Consider the following 17164-nt stretch of genomic DNA (forward strand, 5'->3'; position numbering starts at 1 on the left):
TGCGGACGGCGCGGAGAGGGTGGTGGGGCGGGGTCATGGCGGGGCGGCGGTCACTGGGGCGGCGGTTCGGGCGCCTGTGGGCCGCGTACGCGGTGAGCACGTACGGCACCTGGCTCGGCTTCGGTGCCTTTCCCCTGCTCGCGGTGGTCGTCCTCGGTTCGGGCCCGGCCCAGGTGGCCGCGCTGGCGGCGACGGGCCGGGCGGTCGGGGCGGTGCTCGCGGTGCCGGTCGGGCCGTGGGTGGAGTTCCGGCGGAAGCGGCCCGTCATGGTGGCGACGGACCTGGTCCGCTTCGCGGCTCTGGCGAGCGTCCCCCTGGCGTACCTCCTCGGGTGGCTGGGCTTCGTCCAGCTGCTCGTGGTCTCGGTGCTCGTCGCGACGGCGGACATCGCGTTCCGGGCGGCGAGCGGCGCCTTCCTGAAGGGCCTGCTGCCGCCGGAGGACCTCCTCGTCGCCCACAGCCGCTTCGAGGCGACGAACTGGACGGCCTCGATGGCCGGTCCGCCGCTCGGCGGGGCGGCGATCGGGCTCCTGGGACCCGTGGTGACGATCTTCGCCGACGCCTGCAGCTACCTCCTGTCCGCCCTCGGCATCCGTTCCATCGGCGGTGAGGAACCCGAGCCCGCGCGGCGTCCGGAGGGACGGCTGCGGGCGGGCGAGCTGCTGGAGGGCTGGCGCCACATCCTGGGCCACCCGGTGCTGCGCCCGCTCTTCCTCAACGGCCTCACGGTCAACGGCCTGATCATGGCCTCGGAGCCGCTGCTCGCGGTGCTGCTCCTGCGCGACCTCGGTCTCTCCCCCTGGCAGTACGGGCTCGCCTTCGCCGCCCCGTGCGTCGGCGGCCTCGTAGGCTCCCGCCTGGCGCCCCGGTTGGTCGCCCGCTACGGCGACGCCCGGGTGCTCCGTACCGCCGGTGTGCTGCGCTGCTGCTGGTCGCTGGGGCTCGCGTTCGTCCCGTCCGGCGTCGCCGGCATGGCGGTGGTGATGGGCGTGCAGCTCGGACTCGTGGCGTCCTGCGGCGTCTTCAACCCCCTGCTCGCCACCCACCGCCTCCGCCACACGGACTCCGACCGCCTCGCCCGCACCCTGGCCGCCTGGTCGGTCAGCGCCAGTCTCTCCATCGCGGCCCTCACCGCCCTCTGGGGCCTGCTCGCCGCCGTCACCAGCCCCCGCGCCGCGCTCGCCGCCGCGGGCGTCCTCCTGCTCGCCACCCCTCTCCTGCTCCGGGGCGCCACCGAGAGTCGCGTGACGGCCGCCGTCTAGACGGGCGCGGGCCTCCGGGTCATCGCCGGTTCGGGCCGTTGTTGCGGCCGTGCTGGTGGGTGGAGTTCCCGCGGGAGTCGTCCGTCCGGTGGACGTACGCGGCGAAGTCGGCCTCCGGATGGTCGATCGCGTGGACGATCTGTCCGGCGATCGCCCGCAGCTCGTCCATGTTCGGCAGGGTCACGATCCGCACGGAGCCACCGGCCGTCTCGACCACGAGGACCGGTCGCGCCGGTCTCGCCAGCTCGCCGAGGAGGAGGACCACCAGACCGATCACGGCGGCGAGGAGGACCGGGCCGCCTTCCGACACCCGCCACGCCCTGCCGCCGGCGACCGCGCCGAGCAGCAGGTAGGCGAGGACGGCGAACCCCAGCCACTTCAGGAAGCCGACGAACGCCGTGTCCCTGTACGGCTTCGCCCTCAGCGCCTCGACCCGTGTGATGTTCCGCAGCGGAAACGCCGCCGAACCCACCCAGAGCATCCGGCGCCTCACCGCGATCTCCAGCAGCTCCTTCGGACGCGGCGGCTCCGGAAACCTCGGCGGCAGCACGACGGCCGGAGGCTCCGGCAGCACCGCCGCCGGCCCCGTGGACGACGAGCCAGGCCCGGGGACGGGCGGCGATCCCGACGGCGGCGTGCCGGACGGCGTGGGGAGGGGCCGGGCGGGCGGTTGCCCGGTGGGCGGCACGGGCGGGTGCGCGGGCGGTCGACCGGTGGGTGATGTGGGCGGGTGCGCGGTCGGCTGCTGCCCGGTGGGCGGTGCGGGCTGCTGCCCGACCGGCGGGCCGGGCGGGTGCGCGGCCGGCTGCCCTGTGGGGGGTACGGGCAGCGGTGCGGGCGGTGACGCAGGCGGCTGCGCGGGCGGTTGGGCCGGGGGGCCTGTGGGCGGTGTGCCCGGCGGCGGTCCGGGGCTTCCGGTGGCGGCCATGTGCTCCCCCATGCACTCGACGCTCCCCCGCGCCTCGCGGGAGCCCCATTAAGCGCCTGCGCCGCCGGACGCGGCAGACGAGAACCGGCCAATCCCCGGCGGCGTGGACCTACGGCGCGCCGAGGCCGAGCGCCGCGGCCGTGCGGAGGGCGGTGAGCACGGGGACGATGAGGGGATGGTCCTCGGAGCCCCGGCGTACGGCGGCGAAGACGCGGCGGGTGGGGGCGACGCCGTCGACGGGGCGGACCGCTACGTCCCGGAGGTCCATGCCGCGCAGGGCCGAGCGGGGTACGAGGGCCGCACCGGCGCCCGCGGCGGCGAGCGCGACGACGGCCCGGAAGTCGTCGGAGACGTGTTCGAATCGGGGCGCGAAGCCCGCGTACTCGCAGGCCAGGACGGTCACGTCGTGGCAGGGATTGCCCGTGGACTGGCCGATCCAGGCGTCCTTGGCGAGGTCGGCGAGCGCGATGCCTTCGGTGCCGCCGAGGGCATGGGCGGGCGGGAGCACCACGTCGAAGGGTTCCGCGTAGAGGGGGACCCGGGTGAGCCGGTCGTCGTCCTCGCCCGGCGCTCCCCGGTACTCGACGGCCACGGCCACGTCCACCTGCCGGTCGAGCACCATCAGCAGGCTCGCGTCGCCCTCGGCGTCCCGCACCCTGACCCTGATGCCGGGTGCCCCGGTGGCGAGGTCCGCGATGGCGGGAGCGACGACGAGGCCGATGCCGGTGGCGAACGCCGCGACGGTGACGGTCCCCGCCTCACCCGAGCCGTACGCGGCGAGTTCCGCCTCCGCCCGCTCCAGCTGGGCCAGCACCGCGTTGGCGTGGCCCAGGAGGATCTCGCCGGCCGGGGTGAGCCGCGCCCCTCGGGCACTGCGGTCGACCAGCCGGTGGCCGGTCTCCTGCTCCAGGGCGGCGAGCTGCTGGGAGACGGCGGAGGGGGTGAGGTAGAGCGCGGCGGCCGCCGCGGTGACCGTGCGGTGGTCGGCCACCGCACGGAGGATGTGCAACCGCCGTGCTTCGATCATGCGCCCAGTCTCCCAGGTCAGGGACGGGGGGAGCGCCCCCGGCCTGGGATGTGGATCCGACCTCCTGGATCCAGAAAATTGGATCCTCGATTCCGGATGCAGGAGGGCGGATCCTGGAGTGCGGATCCCTGTATCAGGGATTCAAGAGGTCGGATCCGATACTCCGGATCCAGGGGCCGCTCAGGCGCCCAGTTCCGCGCGGGCCGCCACGAAGGCGTCCACCGCGCGGTTGACGTCCTCCGTGGAGTGGGCGGCCGAGAGCTGGACGCGGATGCGGGCCTGGCCCTGGGGCACGACCGGGTAGGAGAAGCCGATCACGTAGACGCCGCGCTCCAGGAGGAGCTCGGCCATCCTCCCGGCGACGGCGGCGTCGCCGATCATCACGGGGGCGATGGCGTGGTCGCCGGGGAGGATGTCGAAGCCCTCCTCGGTCATGCGGCCGCGGAAGAGCGCCGTGTTGGCGTTGAGCTTGTCGCGCAGGTCGCCGGCGGACTCCAGGAGGTCGAGGACCTTGAGGGAGGCGGCGGCGATGACCGGGGCCAGGGTGTTGGAGAAGAGGTACGGGCGGGAGCGCTGGCGCAGCAGGGCGACGATCTCGGCGCGAGCGGCGACGTAGCCGCCGGAGGCGCCGCCGAGCGCCTTGCCGAGGGTGCCGGTGATGATGTCGACGCGGTCCATGACGCCGTGGAGCTCGGGGGTGCCGCGGCCACCGGCGCCGACGAAGCCGACGGCGTGCGAGTCGTCGACCATGACCATGGCGTCGTAGCGCTCGGCCAGGTCGCAGATGTCGGCGAGCGGGGCGACGTAGCCGTCCATGGAGAAGACGCCGTCGGTGACGATCAGCTTGCGCCGGGCGCCGCCTTCCGTGGCCTCCTTGAGCTGCTGCTCCAGGTCGGCCATGTCGCGGTTGGCGTAGCGGAAGCGGCGGGCCTTGGAGAGGCGGATGCCGTCGATGATGGAGGCGTGGTTGAGGGCGTCGGAGATGACCGCGTCCTCGGCGCCGAGGAGGGTCTCGAAGACGCCGCCGTTGGCGTCGAAGCAGGAGGAGTAGAGGATCGTGTCCTCCTGGCCGAGGAAGGCCGAGAGGCGTGCCTCCAGCTCCTTGTGCACCTCCTGCGTGCCGCAGATGAAGCGGACCGAGGCCATGCCGTAGCCCCAGCGGTCGAGCGCCTCGTGGCCGGCGGCGACGACGTCGGGGTGGTCGGCGAGGCCGAGGTAGTTGTTGGCGCAGAAGTTGAGGACCTCACCGGGTCGGCCGCCGGCCGTGACCTCGACGGTCGCGGACTGCGGGGTGCCGATGACGCGCTCGGGCTTGTGGAGGCCGGCCGCCCGGATCTCGTCGAGGGTGGCGCGGATGTCGTCGCGTACGGAATCGAACATGGGTCAGGCTCCCGCAGTCCAGTCGAGGATGATCTTGCCGCTCTTGCCGGAGGCCGCGTCGTCGAAGGCGGCCTCGAATTCGGTGTGGTCGTATCGGCCCGTGATGACCGGGGACAGGTCGAGCCCGCCCTCCAGGAGGACCGACATGGCGTACCAGGTCTCGAACATCTCGCGGCCGTAGATGCCCTTGATGGTGATCATCGAGGTGACGATCCTGGCCCAGTCCACGGCGAAGTCCTCGCTGGGCAGGCCGAGCATGGCGATCTTTCCGCCGTGGGTCATGTTGGCGATCATGTCGCGCATGGCGTGCGGGTTGCCCGACATCTCCAGGCCGACGTCGAAGCCCTCCTTCAGCCCGAGGGTCCGCTGGCCGTCGGCGATGGTCCGCTCGGCGACGTTCAGGGCGAGCGAGACGCCGGTCTTGCGGGCGAGGTCGAGGCGTTCCTCGCTGACGTCGGTGATCATGACGTTGCGGGCGCCGGCGTGCTTGGCGACGGCGGCGGCCATGATGCCGATCGGGCCCGCGCCGGTGACGAGGACGTCCTCGCCGATGAGCGGGAAGGACAGGGCGGTGTGGACGGCGTTGCCGAAGGGGTCGAAGATCGCGGCGACGTCGAGGTCGACCGGGACGCGGTGCACCCAGACGTTGGAGGCGGGCAGCGCCACGTACTCGGCGAACGCGCCGTCGCGGCCGACGCCGAGGCCGACGGTGGCGCGGCACAGGTGGCGGCGGCCGGCGAGACAGTTGCGGCACTTGCCGCAGACGAGGTGGCCCTCGCCGCTGACCAGGTCGCCGACGGCGACGTCGGTGACGTCACGGCCGACGGAGACGACCTCGCCGACGAACTCGTGACCGATGGTCATCGGTGTCGCGATGGTCTTCTGCGCCCAGCCGTCCCAGGAGCGGATGTGCAGATCGGTACCGCAGATCCCGGTCCGCTTGACCTTGATCAGTACGTCCCCGGGACCCGTCTCCGGCTCCGGCACGTCCGTGAGCCAGAGTCCCGGCTCCGCCTTCAGCTTGACCAACGCCTTCAATGCCACGGCTCCCGACGTGCGTGTCCTGTGATGTACGGGTCAAGGCACGCGGGCGTGCCCAAGATCCTCGGAGACGAATCTTCCGTACCGGGGGCTCGGGGTCCATCGAGGTTTTCTTAAGCGCGCTCGCAGTTCAGCTTCACGCCGGGGCGTCGTGGCTGCTCAGGAGGGTGCGCCCGGGGCTGGCGGCGGCGGGGAGGCGGTCACGAAGGAGGAGGGAAGCCAACTCGAACGGACCATTCCCGGCGTTCCCTCGACCGCGACGGCCGCCGCGTGTCCGTCGGCGGTGGTCACGTCCTGGACGGCCCAGCCCCGGGGGCGGGCGGCGGGGTCGTCGTCGCCGAGGTAGTCCTGGTCGAGGGAGCGGGCCACCCCGATGCCGAGGCCCTTGAGGTACGCCTCCTTGCGGCACCAGACGCGGGCGAACGCCTCGGGCGCGTGCCCGGCCCGGGCGATCTCGGCCCGTTCCAGCGGGTGGAGGGCCGCGGCGACGTCGTGGACGGTGGCGGTCCGGGGGAAGGCCTCGACGTCGACGCCGACGGGCCGGGCGGCGATGCCGATGAGGACGACGTCGCCGCTGTGCGAGAGGGAGAAGTGCGGGGCCCCGGGCGGGGCTTCGACGGCGGGACGGCCGTGGAGGGCGCCGCAGCCGGGGCAGGGCTCGCGGCGGTACGCGACGGCGGCGGGGGCGACGCCCAGGCGAGGGGCCAGGAGGCGGCGCAGGGCGATGTGGCCGATTCCGTACCGGAGCCGGTCCGCCGCCCGGAGGGGCACGGCGAGCCGGGCGCGTTCCTCGGCGTCGAGTTCGGAGGGGTCGAGGTCCTCCTCGGCGAGGTGGTCCACCCGGAGCTGCCACAGGTCGACGTCGACGCGACCGGGGACGGTGTCCGGGTCGGGGGCGGACGGGCGGGGCTCGGGGACGGATTCGTCGCGGCGGTCGGTGATCACATGGTCATTCAAGTCGGTGATCACGGGGGCGTTCAAGGGGGACGGGTGCCGACTCAGGGTGCTCCGGCGGCGGTCGGGCCGGCGGAGCCGCGTCCGGCCGTCCCGGTTCCGTCGGGTCCGTCGCCTTCGGGGGTCGGCGTGCCGCCCCGGCGGACGGCGTCGGCCTCGGTGTGGCGGCCGAGGCGGTCCAGGCAGTGGGTGAGGTCGGCGAGGGCGGAGAGGGTGTCCGGGTGCAGCGGCCCGAGGGTCCTGGCCCGGGCCTCGGCGAGCGAGCGCAGCGGGGCGAGCGCCTCGTCCCAGCGCCCGAGCCGGCCGAGGACGACGGCGGCCTCGCGGCGGCTGCGCAGGGTGTCGGGGTGGTCGGGGCCGAGGACGCGCCGGCGGGCGGCGTGGACGGCCTGCGCGGTGTCGAGGGCCTCCTGCCAGCGGCCGAGGTGGGCGAGGTGGAGGGCGAGGGCGTGCCGGACGCGCAGCGTCTCGGGTGCGTCGGCGCCCTGGGTGCGGGTCCGGACGGCGACCAGGTCGCGGCAGACGGCGAGCGCGTCGGCGGCCCGGCCGAGGCGGCCGAGGCAGGCGCTGGTCTCGTAGCGGGCGGCCAGGGTGTCCGGGTGGTCGGGGCCGAGCGAGGAGGCCCGACCCTCGGCCACCGCGCGGTACTGGTCGAGGGCTTCCTCGGCGCGGCCGAGGCGGCCGAGGGTGTGGGCGAGTTCGTGGCGGGTGACGAGGGTGTCGGGGTGGTCCGCGCCGAGCAGCCGGGTGCGGGTGTCGGCGACCGCCAGGGCGGTGCGGTACGCCTCTTCCAGGCGGCCGAGCCGGGCGAGGGTGTACGCGAGGTTGTGACGGCAGCGCAGGGTGTCGGGGTGGTCGGGACCCGCGGTGCGCTCACGGACGGCGAGGACCTCGGCGTACAGCGCGTGCGCCTCCGCGTGGCGGCCGAGCCGGCCGAGGGTGAAGGCGCGCTCCTGGCGGGCGGCCAGGGTGTCGGCGTGGTCCGGGCCGAGGACCCGGGCGCGGGCGTCGGCGACCCGTTCGAAGGCCTCCAGGGCCTCGGCGGTGCGGCCGAGGCGGCCGAGCGCGAAGGCGAGTTCGTAGGCGCTGGCGAGGGTGTCGGGATGGTCCGGGCCGAGGACCCGGGTGCGGTCGCCCGCGACGGAGCGGTGCAGGTCCTCGGCCTCCGCCCAGCGGCCCAGCCGGCCGAGGCCGAGGCCGGCCCGGTGGCGGGCGGCGAGCACGGCGAGGAGTTCCGGGGTGGCGTCCGCGGCGGGGCGGGCGGGGCCGTCCGCGCCGGCTCCGGCGGTGGTCCACTCGGTGGTGAGGACGGCCGCGGCGGGGTCGTGGCCGGCGACCCGGGGCGCCCCGGGGGCGGCGGGGCGGGGCCCGGCGGTGAGGGCCCGGGCCCACGCGGGCAGGGAGCCGGAGGTGGCGGCGGGGTCGGTGACGGCTCCGTGGGTGGGGTGCGACGGCTCGTACGGGAGGGGCGGCACGAGGCGGGTGTCGCCGCCGACGGTGCGGCCGCTGACGATCCGGCGGCGCAGGTCGGAGGCGTCGCGCGGGCGCTGGTCGGGCACCTTGGCGAGGAGGTCGACGACGAGCCGGTCGAAGTAGTCGGGCAGCTCGGACCGGAGGGCGCGCGGCGGGCTCGGCACGGTGTCCCGGTGGCCGACGAGTACGGCCCAGGAGTCGTCGAGGTCGAACGGCGGCGCGCCGGTGGCGAGTTCGTACAGGACGCAGCCGAGCGAGTAGAGGTCGCTGCGGTGGTCGATGTCGCCGCCGCCGATCTGCTCCGGGGACATGTAGTGGGGGGTGCCCATGGCGATGCCGGTGCCGGTGAGGCGGGAGGTGAAGCCCATGTCGGCGCCGAGCCGCGCTATGCCGAAGTCGCAGATCTTCACCGTGCCGTCGCGCAGCCTCATGATGTTGGCGGGTTTGAGGTCGCGGTGCACGATGCCCATGCGGTGGGTGTATTCGAGGGCGTCGGCGACCTGGTCGGCGATGTCGACGACCTCGTGGACGGGCAGCGGGTTGCGGGCGTTGGCGGCGAGGAGCTGGCTGAGGTTCTGCCCTTCGAGGAGCTCCATGACGAGGAAGAGCACGCCTTCGTACTCGCCGAAGTCGTGGACGACGGTGATGCCGCGGTGCTGGAGCGCGGCCGCAACCCGGGCCTCGCGGCGGAACCGCTCGCGGACCACGGTCTGCACGCCCGCGTCCTGGTGCGGACCGAGCGGTTTGAGGCACTTGACCGCGACCCCGCGGCCCAGGGCCTCGTCCGTGGAGCGCCACACCTCGCCCATGCCGCCGCGGCCGATGACCTCGTGCAGGCGGTAGCGCCCCTGGATCAGTCTGATGTCCCCCATCGTGTGCCGTCGCCCCCGTCGTCTTCGTGCACGCTCTCCGGCCCGTCCAGTATGGCCGCAGGCACCGACAGTGTGTACGGGTCGGGTCGGGTGTCGGGCGGAGTCGGTCCATGGCGCGCGGGATGCGGCGGGGCGGCAGCCGCCGGCGGAGGGCGGCGGGGACGCGGCGCAGCAGGCGGGCGGTGGTGACGATGCGCCGGGTGGCGGTGGCCTCGGGCGGCGCCGGCCGGCCGTAGAGGGCATGGGCCCGGTCCGGCAGGGTGTCGTACGCCAAGGAGCTGACCCGCCGCCACACCAGCGCCGGTCCGGCGACCGGCGCGGGCGGTACGGGCGGCCCGCGCGGGAAGGCGAGGCGGCGAGCGTGTCCTCCGGCCGTCGACGGCGCGGGTGAGGGCGGCCACCTCCAGGAGGGCGCTGCCGAGTTCGGTGTCGGAGACGGAGCCCGAGGTGTCGATGACGACGCCGACGTGCGGCGGGACGCGGCGGAGGCTGGGCAGGAGGACGCCGGGAAGGGCGGCGGAGCGCCGGGAGGGCCGACGGTAGGTGTAGTCCTCGCCGGCGCCGGCCGCGGAGACGGCGGCCGCGAGGGCCGCGCCGAGGAGTTCGCGCCAGGGCTGGGGCGGGTGGCAGACCTGTTCGGCCCAGCGCTCCCAGGCTTCGGGGGCGGTTCCGGGGCGGCCCTTGAGGCCCTGGGCGACGCGGTGGACGACGGCGGCGCGCTCCTGCGGGGTGAGGCCGTCGGCGCCGTCGGGTCCGAGTTCCCAGGAACGGGCGCGGCCGTCGGCGCCGCTTCCGCAGTCGAGCCAGGCCAGTGCGGAGGCGCGCGGGGTGATGCGCACGGCGCGGACGTACCAACGCGCCCGGTCGCAGCGGCGCCAGGGGTTTTCCGGATCCCCGCCGCACACCATCCGGGGCCCGCCGGGAGTCGTGCGCCAGAAGTTCCCCCACACGCCTCCGTGCCCGGCCCGGAGCCCTGCGCCAGGGGTTTTCCGGATCCCCGCCGCACACCATCCGGGGCTCCCGCCGGGAGTCGTCCAGGGCCTCCCCGCTCCCCCGTGACCGTTTCGTGCGATTTGACGGGCTTTTGTGGTGATGTCGGAATGGGAGGCGTCGTCCTTCGTCCCCGCCACCGCACGACGGGAGCAGTCATGACCACTGGACCGGAGCCCATCAGCGAAGCCGCCGGCGCGGCGCTGAACCGCGAACTGTCCGAGCTGCGCGCCGAGCGGGCGAGGGTCGCCGCCACGCTCGGTGACGCCGACGAGCCCGGCGACCAGGCCGATCAGGCGGACGAGTTGCAGCGGGCCACGGAAGCGGACCGGCTCGACAGGCGGATCGAGGAGATCGAGGCCCGGCTGCGGGAGGCCTCGGATGCCGGAGCGCCGTCGGTCGGCACCATCGGCGTGGGCAGCACGGTGGGTGTGCGGTTCGGCGACGGCACCGAGTCGACGGTGCACATCGGCGAGCTGGCCGACGCGGACGATCCGGGGCTGGTGACCGCCGACAGTCCGCTCGGCCGGGCGCTGCTCGGGCACACGGCCGGGGACACGGTCGCGTACGCCACTCCCCTGGGCCGTACGACCGCCGTCGTCCTCTCGGTCGGCGCGCCGGGCGGCGGCTCCTGAGCGGCGCGGCCGACGGCCGGGCCGACCCGGACCTCGCGGAGGAGCGCCGGGCCGACCGCAAGGGTGGCCCGGGGCACACCGTGCTCATCGCCCTGGCGCTCGCGGTGCCCGTGGCCAAGGTGGCGTACACGGTGGGCGGCGGGAACGCGGTGCGGGACGTGTTCGTCGGGATGGAGCCGGCGAACTGGCCGGACGTGCTGCTCGGCATGGTGATCACGGACCCGCTGCTCGGCTCGGTCCTCGCGGTCGTGGTCTCCCGGGTCGTCTTCGCCGTCTTCGCGGCGCGCGGCGCCGTACCGACCGGGCGCGGCCGGTCGGCCCATCTGCGCCGGGTCGGGCTCACCGTCCTGAACCCCCTCGCGGTCGGCGTCATCGACGCCTGCCTCTTCGGCCCGTGGTGGGGGCTGGGCACGGCCCTCGCCGCGTACGCGCTCCGCAAGGGCGTGGTGGTGGAGTACCGGACGGGGCGGCGGCGGGCGCGGCACGGTCACGGCACCCCGCACGGGCCTTCGCACGATCCGGACTACCGGCCGCCCGGGTGGCTGAGCCGGGCGGCGGCCGCAGAGCAGGGTGTGGCCCTGGTGCTCACCGCGGTCGTGCTGCCGGCGCTGTTCCTCGTCTCCGCGCTCGACGGCCAGGCGTGGACGTCGATCGTCGCCTGCCGGGTCACCGACGGGACCCGCACCACCGACGCCCGGCTGATCGAACTGAGCCGCAAGGGCAACGGCGTGGTGGGCTGGAACCTGGAGTCGGAGGAGATCTCCAACGGCCTCGGTTGTACCGCTACGGAGAGCCGTTATGTACGGGAGCCCTGGTGGCGTTCGTGAGCGCACGCGCGGGCGGGGGGGGGCGGTCATCGCTCCCCCGCCCGCGTGTCCCTCAGCGCGGCGCCGGGACGAACTCGGGCTGGTCGAGCACCCGCAGCCAGCTGCCGTCGGGCTGGCGCCTGACGACCTGGGCCCGGGCGCCGGTGCCGTCCTTCGGCGGGGTGGAGGTGAGGGCGATGTCGCCGTTCACGAGGGTGGGCAGGGGCTCCTCCGGTTCGAAGCGGGGCCGGTGGGCGAGCACCCTCTCCCACAGGACGCGGATCGCCTCCCGTCCCACCGTCACCTCGCCCGGCGGGTAGGCCAGTACGGCGTCCTCGGCGTAGAGCGCGGCGACGCCCGCCGCGTCGCCCGCGTTGGAGCGCTCCACGAAGAGACGGGTGATGTCCTCGGGGCGCATGGCCTTCTCGTACTCCGGCATCGGGTACCTCCTGACTGGGACGGGTTCCTTCGTTCCGGTCCCCAGCCTCGTCGCACGCCCACCAGAAGTCCAACAGATGATTCTGCTGCCTACTAGAATCTGTAGTCATGGATCTGAGGCAGTTGGAGTACTTCGTCGCGGTCGCCGAGGAGCGGAACTTCACCCGGGCCGCCGAGCGGGTGCACATCAGCCAATCGGGTGTCAGCGCGCAGATCCGGCGGCTCGAACAGGAGCTGGGAGCCGAGCTGTTCGACCGGTCGGCGCGGGCGGTCACCCTGACCGCCGCCGGGGAGGCCGCCCTCGCGCACGCGCGCGCGGCGCTCGCGTCGGCCCGGGCGGTCGGGCGGGCGGTCGACGAGGTGACGGGGCTGGTGCGCGGACGGCTGACCCTCGGGATGGTCGTCGGCTGCACGGTCACCCCGCTCTTCGACGCCCTCGCCGCCTTCCGCGCGGCCCATCCCGGGGTGGACGTCCTGCTCCGGGAGGGCGACTCGGACCGGCTCGTGGAGGGGGTGCGCGGCGGCACGCTCGACCTGGCGCTCATCGGCGTCGCCGCCGCGCCCCCCGAGGGCCTGGAGGCCATGACGATCGTCCGGGAGGGGCTCGTCGCGGCCGTCCCGCCCGCGCATCCCCTGGCCGGTCGGGACCGCCTCCGCCTCCGCGAGCTGGCCGCCCACCCGGTGATCTGCATGCCGCGCGGCACCGGGCTGCGGGCGGTGCTCGACCTGGCGTGCGACGCGCAGGGCCTCCGGCCGGCGATCGCCCTGGAGGCCGGGGCCGCCGACTCCCTCGCCGACCTCGCCGCGCGGGGCCTCGGGGTCGCCGTCCTGAGCACCTCGATGGCCGCTGCCTACGCCGACCGGCTCACCGCGCTCCCCCTCGACGACGTGGACGTCGCGGCCCTCCTCGTCCTGGTCTGGAAGCCCGCGCCCCACCCGGCCGTCCCCGCCTTCCTCTCCCACGCGCGCCCGGCGTTCGGCGTGACCGACGCTCCCGACGCGACCCGCTGAATCCCCGGCCGCCGCGACGCCGCCGAAGGGCTCTGGACGGGCGGGACGACACCGAGCGGTCGGGGGTCTCCGGCCTGGTCCGGGTGACGGGCTACCGCCAGGGTGGGCGGATGCCGAGGTGGCGGAGGGCCGCCGCGGCGGCGCCGGCGCCGGACATGCCGTGGGCGCCGGGCCCTGGCGGGGTGGCGGCGGAGCAGAGGTAGACGCCGGGGAGGCCGGTGGCGTAGGGGTCGAGGGCGGGGCGGGCGCCGAGGACCAGTTGGGGGACGGTCTTGGCGCCGGTGAGGATGTCGCCGCCGGCGAAGTTGGGGTTGGCGGCGGCGAAGTCGCCGGGCCGGGTGACGCGCAGGCCGACGACCCGGTCGCGGACGCCGGGGGCGAACTGTTCCAGGCGGGCCAGGATCGCGTCGGTCGCGTCGCCGTCGTAGCCGTGCGGCACGTGCGCGTACGTCCACACGGGGTGCACGTCGCCGACGGAGCGGGAGGGGTCGGCGAGGTACTGCTGCCCGACCAGGACGAAGGGGCGCTCCGGCATCCGGCCGTCGGTGACGTCCCGTTCGGCGCGGACGACCTCGGCGAGCGGGCCGCCGAGGTGGACCGTGCCGGCCCGGCGGGCGACCTCCGCGCGCCACGGCACGCCGCCCTCCACCGCCAGGTCGACCTTGAAGGCGCCGGGTCCGCGCCGGAAGCGGCGGTACGCGGCCGCCGTACGGGACGGCAAGCGGTCGCCGTACACGGCCGCGACCTGGGCCGGGTCGAGGTCCAGGAGCGTGAGGTCGGCGGGCGGCAGCTGGGACCGGTGGGTGATCCTGACGCCCGTCTCGATCCGGCCGCCGTGGGCACGGAGCGCGGCCGCGAGGGCGTCGGCGATGGAGCGGGAGCCGCCCTCGGCGACGGCCCAGCCGGCCGCGTGCCCGGCGGTCAGGATGCCGAGTCCGATGGCGGAGCTGAGGGGGTCGGTGAGCGGACGGTAGGCGTGGGCGGCGACGCCCGCCCACAGGGCGCGGGCGCCCGGGGTGCGGAAGAGGCGGGCGAGGACGGCGGCGGGCAGGACGGTCGGCAGTCCGAAGCGGGCGAGCAGCAGCGGGTGGTCGGGGACGCGGAGCAGCGGGCCCATGACGTCCCCGGAGAGGGCCTCCCAGCGGCGCACCGAGGGGGCGAGGAGGGCCCGGTAGCGGGCCGCGTCGGCGCCGAGTCCGGCGGCGGTCTCGGTGACCGAGCGGTGCAGGGCGGCGGCGGTCCCGTCGTCGAGGGGGTGGGCGCAGTCGACCTCGGGGAGCAGCCAGTTCAGCCCGTGCCGGTCGAGGCGCAGGTGGCGGAGGGCGGGCGAGGCGACGGCGAGGGGGTGGACGGCCGAGCAGTGGTCGTGGAGCAGTCCGGGCAGGATCGCCTCGTCGGTGCGGGTGCCGCCGCCGATCGTCGCCGCGGCCTCCAGGACCGTGACCTCGACGCCCGCCTCGGCCAGCAGGGCGCCGGCCGCGAGCCCGTTGGGCCCGGCGCCGACGACGACGGCGGTCGGGGTGGAACCGGCGGGGCGGGCGGGGCGGGGGCGCGTGCTGCTCATGGGGCGAGTCTGCCGGGACGCGGGGGCCCGGCGCACACCGGGGCGGCCGGGGCGGGCCCACGGGCGCGCGGAGGCGTCGGCGGCGGGGTGGGCGGCTCCGGAACCCGGTCAGCGGGTGACGATGCCGGTCACGAGGTTCACGGCGGTGGCGAGGATGCCGGCGCCGAAGACGTACGAGAGGAGGCAGTGGCGCAGGACGATCGCGCGGATCCCGGAGTCGGAGACGTCGGTGTCCGAGACCTGGTAGGTCATGCCGAGGTTGTAGGAGAAGTACAGGAAGTCGGTGTAACGGGGGCGGTCGTCGGAGTTGAAGTCGATGCCGCCTTCGGGCGGGCGGTAGTACAGGTACGCGTACCGGGTCGCGTACATGAGGTGGAGGGCGGCCCAGGCCATGGAGACGCCCCAGAGGGCGGTCGCGGCGGCGGCCCGGTCGTATCCGGAGTCGACGAGGAGCAGGGCCACGATGGCGACGAGTCCGCAGAGGGCCGCCGAGACGACGGCCGTCTCCTCGACGACCGGCCGGAACTCCTCGCGGCCCAGGTTGCGGCGGGTCGTGGTGGCGTCCATCGGCCAGAGCACGATCCAGCCGCTGACGACGAAGACGGTCTCGGCGGCCGCGATCCCGGCGAGGACGCCGAGCGCCGTGTCGGCGAGCGCGCCGGTGACGGCCCCGGCGGCGGCACCGACGCCGCCCGCGCCCGCCAGCCGGGGGACCGCGTACCGCCACGACCAGGCCCGCCCCCCGGTCACGCGCCGCCGAGGACGACGACCGCCTCGTCCGTGTACGTGAAGTAGGTGAGCGTCTCGTGGAGGTACAGCTCGACGGTGCCGGCGTCGTGGCGGGTGTAGCCGATGGAGACGTCCTGGCCGAGGCGGAGTTCGAAGTCGCCGCCGCGCGTGGAGAGCACGAAGCCGCCCGCGAGGGCGGGGGCCCAGATCGGCGGGCCGTCGAGCATCCGGCCGAGGTGCGCGGCGATCGGATAGCCGTGGTCGGAGGTCTCGCTGACGGCCCGGTACTCGTCGGCGCCGAGGAGCAGCGCGTACGGGCCGTCCACGCCGGCGAGCCGCAGGGAGGTGAGGGCGCGGCTGACGGCGTCGGGATAGTCGCGGGGTTCGGTGGGGAGCGCGACGACCGGGTTGGAGGAGGCGGCGCGCAGCCCGCGCACGCCGGCGGCCTCGTAGCCGTCGAAGACGACGCTGTCCTCGGCGAGGGCGAGGGCGCGGGCGGCGTCCTTGACGGGCTGCCAGTCGGAGTCCTTCGCACCGCGTTCGACGTCGTCGACGGCGGAGCGGTCGACGGTGAAGGGGACGCGGAGCTCCACCAGCGGGCGGGCCTCGCGCAGCCGGGCGCGGACGCCCGCCGCGGGCGCGGCGAGGTCGGTGAGGTGGCCGGTGCCGACGGCGGCGAGGGTGGCGCCGCCGGGGTCGGGGACGTCCACGACGCGGCGTCCGGCGACGGTGCGGCGGAAGGTGCGGCGGGCCTCCTCCTCGATCTCGGCCCAGGCGGCGGGGGTGATGGGGGCGAGTTCGCGGTGCAGGTTGCTGGTGGGGGCGGGGGTGCCGGGGAGGCTGGTCATGACGCCGGTACTCCTTTCAGGCTCCCGATGCCCAGGCCGAGGGCGGTGGCAGCGGGGTCCGCTGCTCCGGCTCCGGCGGCGACGGGCTGCGAGACGGTTTCCGGGGCGGCGGCCGGGCCGGGCTCCCGAGCCGCGGCCGGGGCGGCTTCCGGGGCGGCCGGGGCGGTTTCCGGCGCCGCTCCGAGGGCCGCGACCGGGGTCGCTTCCGGGGCCGGGAGGTCGTCGAGCAGGTCGGCGCTCGGCACGAAGAAGAGGCCGCCGGTGACGGCCGTGGAGAAGTCGAGGATGCGGTCGGTGTTGCCGGGCGGGTCGCCGAGGAACATGTTGCGGAGCATCCGCTCGGTGACGGAGGGGGTGCGGGCGTATCCGATGAAGTACGTGCCGAACTCACCGGCTCCGAGCCGTCCGAACGGCATGTTCTGGCGGACGATCCGCTGCTCCTCGCCGTCCTCGTCCTCGACGGTGTTCAGGGCGACGTGCGAGTCGGAGGGCTTGACGTCGTCGGGGAGTTCGACGTTGTCCGCCTTGGAGCGGCCGATGACCCGTTCCTGCTCCTCGGTGGAGAGCGCGTTCCAGGCGGTGAGGTCGTGGAGGTACTTCTGCACGACGACGTAGCTGCCACCGCGGAAGTCCGGGTCCTCGTCGGCGACGAGGACGGTGTCGGCGGCGGCCGGTCCCGTGGGGTTCTCGCTGCCGTCGACGAAGCCGAGCAGGTCGCGGTCGTCGAAGTAGGTGAAGCCGTGGACCTCGTCGACGACGGTGACGGCGTCCCCGAAGCCGTCGAGGACGACCCGGGCCAGTTCGAAGCAGAGGTCGGCCCTGCGGGCCCGCAGATGGAGCAGCAGGTCGCCGGGGGTGGCGGGGGCGCGGTGCCGGGGGCCCTGGAGGGGGGTGAAGGGGTGCAGTTCGCGGGGGCGTGGCCCGCCGACGAGCCGGTCCCAGGCGTCGGAGGCGAGGCCGGCGACGCAGGCGAGGGCGTCGTCGCGGGCGCGGAAGGCGACGGAGCGGGCGAGCCCGGACAGGCCGCCGAGCCCTTCGCGTACGTCGGCCTCCCGGCCGGGCGCGACGGTGAGGGTGAGGAAGAGGGCGGCCTTGGTGGGCGGCCCGAGGACGAGCTGGGGGGCGGGCTGGGGGACGGCCATACGACTCCCTTCGGGGCGGCGTGGATGGGGGGGGGCGGCGGGGCTGAGGCGGGGAGGGAGTGCC

General features: G+C 75.3%; 15 protein-coding genes and 1 pseudogene. 4 read left to right on the forward strand and 12 right to left on the reverse strand.

All coding sequences use genetic code 11. The features are described from left to right. The first annotated feature begins 35 nt into the window (after positions 1 to 35). Positions 36 to 1262 (forward strand): MFS transporter, encoded by a 1227-nt coding sequence (locus tag ACFZCF_RS18890; RefSeq protein ID WP_391287396.1) that lies wholly within the window; start codon positions 36 to 38, stop codon positions 1260 to 1262. A gap of 19 nt (positions 1263 to 1281) precedes the next feature. Here ACFZCF_RS18890 and ACFZCF_RS18895 read toward each other — a convergent pair whose 3' ends face one another. The 7 genes and pseudogenes from ACFZCF_RS18895 to ACFZCF_RS18925 all read right to left on the reverse strand — a co-directional run. Next, positions 1282 to 1836, reverse strand: coding sequence for a DUF6232 family protein (locus tag ACFZCF_RS18895; protein ID WP_388444528.1), 555 nt, complete (start codon positions 1834 to 1836; stop codon positions 1282 to 1284). Positions 1837 to 2299: 463 nt separating this feature from the next. Beyond that, a complete protein-coding gene (locus ACFZCF_RS18900) occupies positions 2300 to 3217 on the reverse strand; it encodes a LysR substrate-binding domain-containing protein (RefSeq protein ID WP_391287399.1) in 918 nt (305 codons plus the stop codon). Between the two features lie 180 nt (positions 3218 to 3397). Then, a complete protein-coding gene (locus tag ACFZCF_RS18905) occupies positions 3398 to 4597 on the reverse strand; it encodes a glycine C-acetyltransferase (RefSeq protein ID WP_391287401.1) in 1200 nt (399 codons plus the stop codon). 3 nt (positions 4598 to 4600) lie between these two features. Further along, positions 4601 to 5635, reverse strand: coding sequence for an L-threonine 3-dehydrogenase (gene tdh / locus ACFZCF_RS18910; RefSeq protein WP_388444537.1), 1035 nt, complete (start codon positions 5633 to 5635; stop codon positions 4601 to 4603). 162 nt (positions 5636 to 5797) lie between these two features. After that, positions 5798 to 6583 (reverse strand): 4'-phosphopantetheinyl transferase superfamily protein, encoded by a 786-nt coding sequence (locus ACFZCF_RS18915; protein WP_391287404.1) that lies wholly within the window; start codon positions 6581 to 6583, stop codon positions 5798 to 5800. 53 nt (positions 6584 to 6636) lie between these two features. Beyond that, on the reverse strand, positions 6637 to 8937 hold the full coding sequence (locus ACFZCF_RS18920; protein WP_391287406.1) for a tetratricopeptide repeat protein: 2301 nt from the start codon (positions 8935 to 8937) through the stop codon (positions 6637 to 6639). Positions 8938 to 9302: 365 nt separating this feature from the next. Beyond that, positions 9303 to 9755: pseudogene (locus tag ACFZCF_RS18925) on the reverse strand (hypothetical protein); the annotation flags it as partial. A 330-nt stretch (positions 9756 to 10085) separates the two neighbouring features. Here ACFZCF_RS18925 and ACFZCF_RS18930 point away from each other — a divergent pair. Next, positions 10086 to 10562, forward strand: a complete 477-nt coding sequence (locus tag ACFZCF_RS18930; RefSeq protein ID WP_391287408.1) for a GreA/GreB family elongation factor — start codon at positions 10086 to 10088, stop codon at positions 10560 to 10562. Next, a complete protein-coding gene (locus ACFZCF_RS18935) occupies positions 10559 to 11389 on the forward strand; it encodes a hypothetical protein (RefSeq protein ID WP_388444942.1) in 831 nt (276 codons plus the stop codon). The genes ACFZCF_RS18930 and ACFZCF_RS18935 overlap by 4 nt, the downstream gene beginning before the upstream one ends. A gap of 52 nt (positions 11390 to 11441) precedes the next feature. Here ACFZCF_RS18935 and ACFZCF_RS18940 read toward each other — a convergent pair whose 3' ends face one another. Next, on the reverse strand, positions 11442 to 11807 hold the full coding sequence (locus ACFZCF_RS18940; RefSeq protein ID WP_388444549.1) for a YybH family protein: 366 nt from the start codon (positions 11805 to 11807) through the stop codon (positions 11442 to 11444). A 107-nt stretch (positions 11808 to 11914) separates the two neighbouring features. Here ACFZCF_RS18940 and ACFZCF_RS18945 point away from each other — a divergent pair, with 107 nt between their 5' ends. Beyond that, positions 11915 to 12817 carry a LysR family transcriptional regulator gene (locus ACFZCF_RS18945; RefSeq protein ID WP_388444552.1) on the forward strand — a complete coding sequence of 301 codons (903 nt, stop codon included), beginning with the start codon at positions 11915 to 11917 and terminating at the stop codon, positions 12815 to 12817. Positions 12818 to 12908: 91 nt separating this feature from the next. Here ACFZCF_RS18945 and ACFZCF_RS18950 read toward each other — a convergent pair whose 3' ends face one another. The 4 genes from ACFZCF_RS18950 to ACFZCF_RS18965 form a co-directional block, all read right to left on the reverse strand. Further along, positions 12909 to 14381, reverse strand: a complete 1473-nt coding sequence (locus tag ACFZCF_RS18950; RefSeq protein ID WP_391287410.1) for an NAD(P)-binding protein — start codon at positions 14379 to 14381, stop codon at positions 12909 to 12911. 108 nt (positions 14382 to 14489) lie between these two features. Then, positions 14490 to 15131, reverse strand: coding sequence for a DUF1345 domain-containing protein (locus tag ACFZCF_RS18955; RefSeq protein ID WP_388444558.1), 642 nt, complete (start codon positions 15129 to 15131; stop codon positions 14490 to 14492). Beyond that, a complete protein-coding gene (locus ACFZCF_RS18960; protein WP_388444561.1) occupies positions 15128 to 15958 on the reverse strand; it encodes a family 1 encapsulin nanocompartment shell protein in 831 nt (276 codons plus the stop codon). Before ACFZCF_RS18960 ends, ACFZCF_RS18955 begins: the two co-directional genes overlap by 4 nt. Beyond that, positions 15955 to 17100, reverse strand: coding sequence for a Dyp-type peroxidase (locus ACFZCF_RS18965; RefSeq protein ID WP_391287413.1), 1146 nt, complete (start codon positions 17098 to 17100; stop codon positions 15955 to 15957). Before ACFZCF_RS18965 ends, ACFZCF_RS18960 begins: the two co-directional genes overlap by 4 nt. Positions 17101 to 17164: the final 64 nt, after the last annotated feature.

It is taken from the genome of Streptomyces sp. NPDC007945 (assembly GCF_042958885.1).
Lineage (GTDB): Bacteria > Actinomycetota > Actinomycetes > Streptomycetales > Streptomycetaceae > Streptomyces.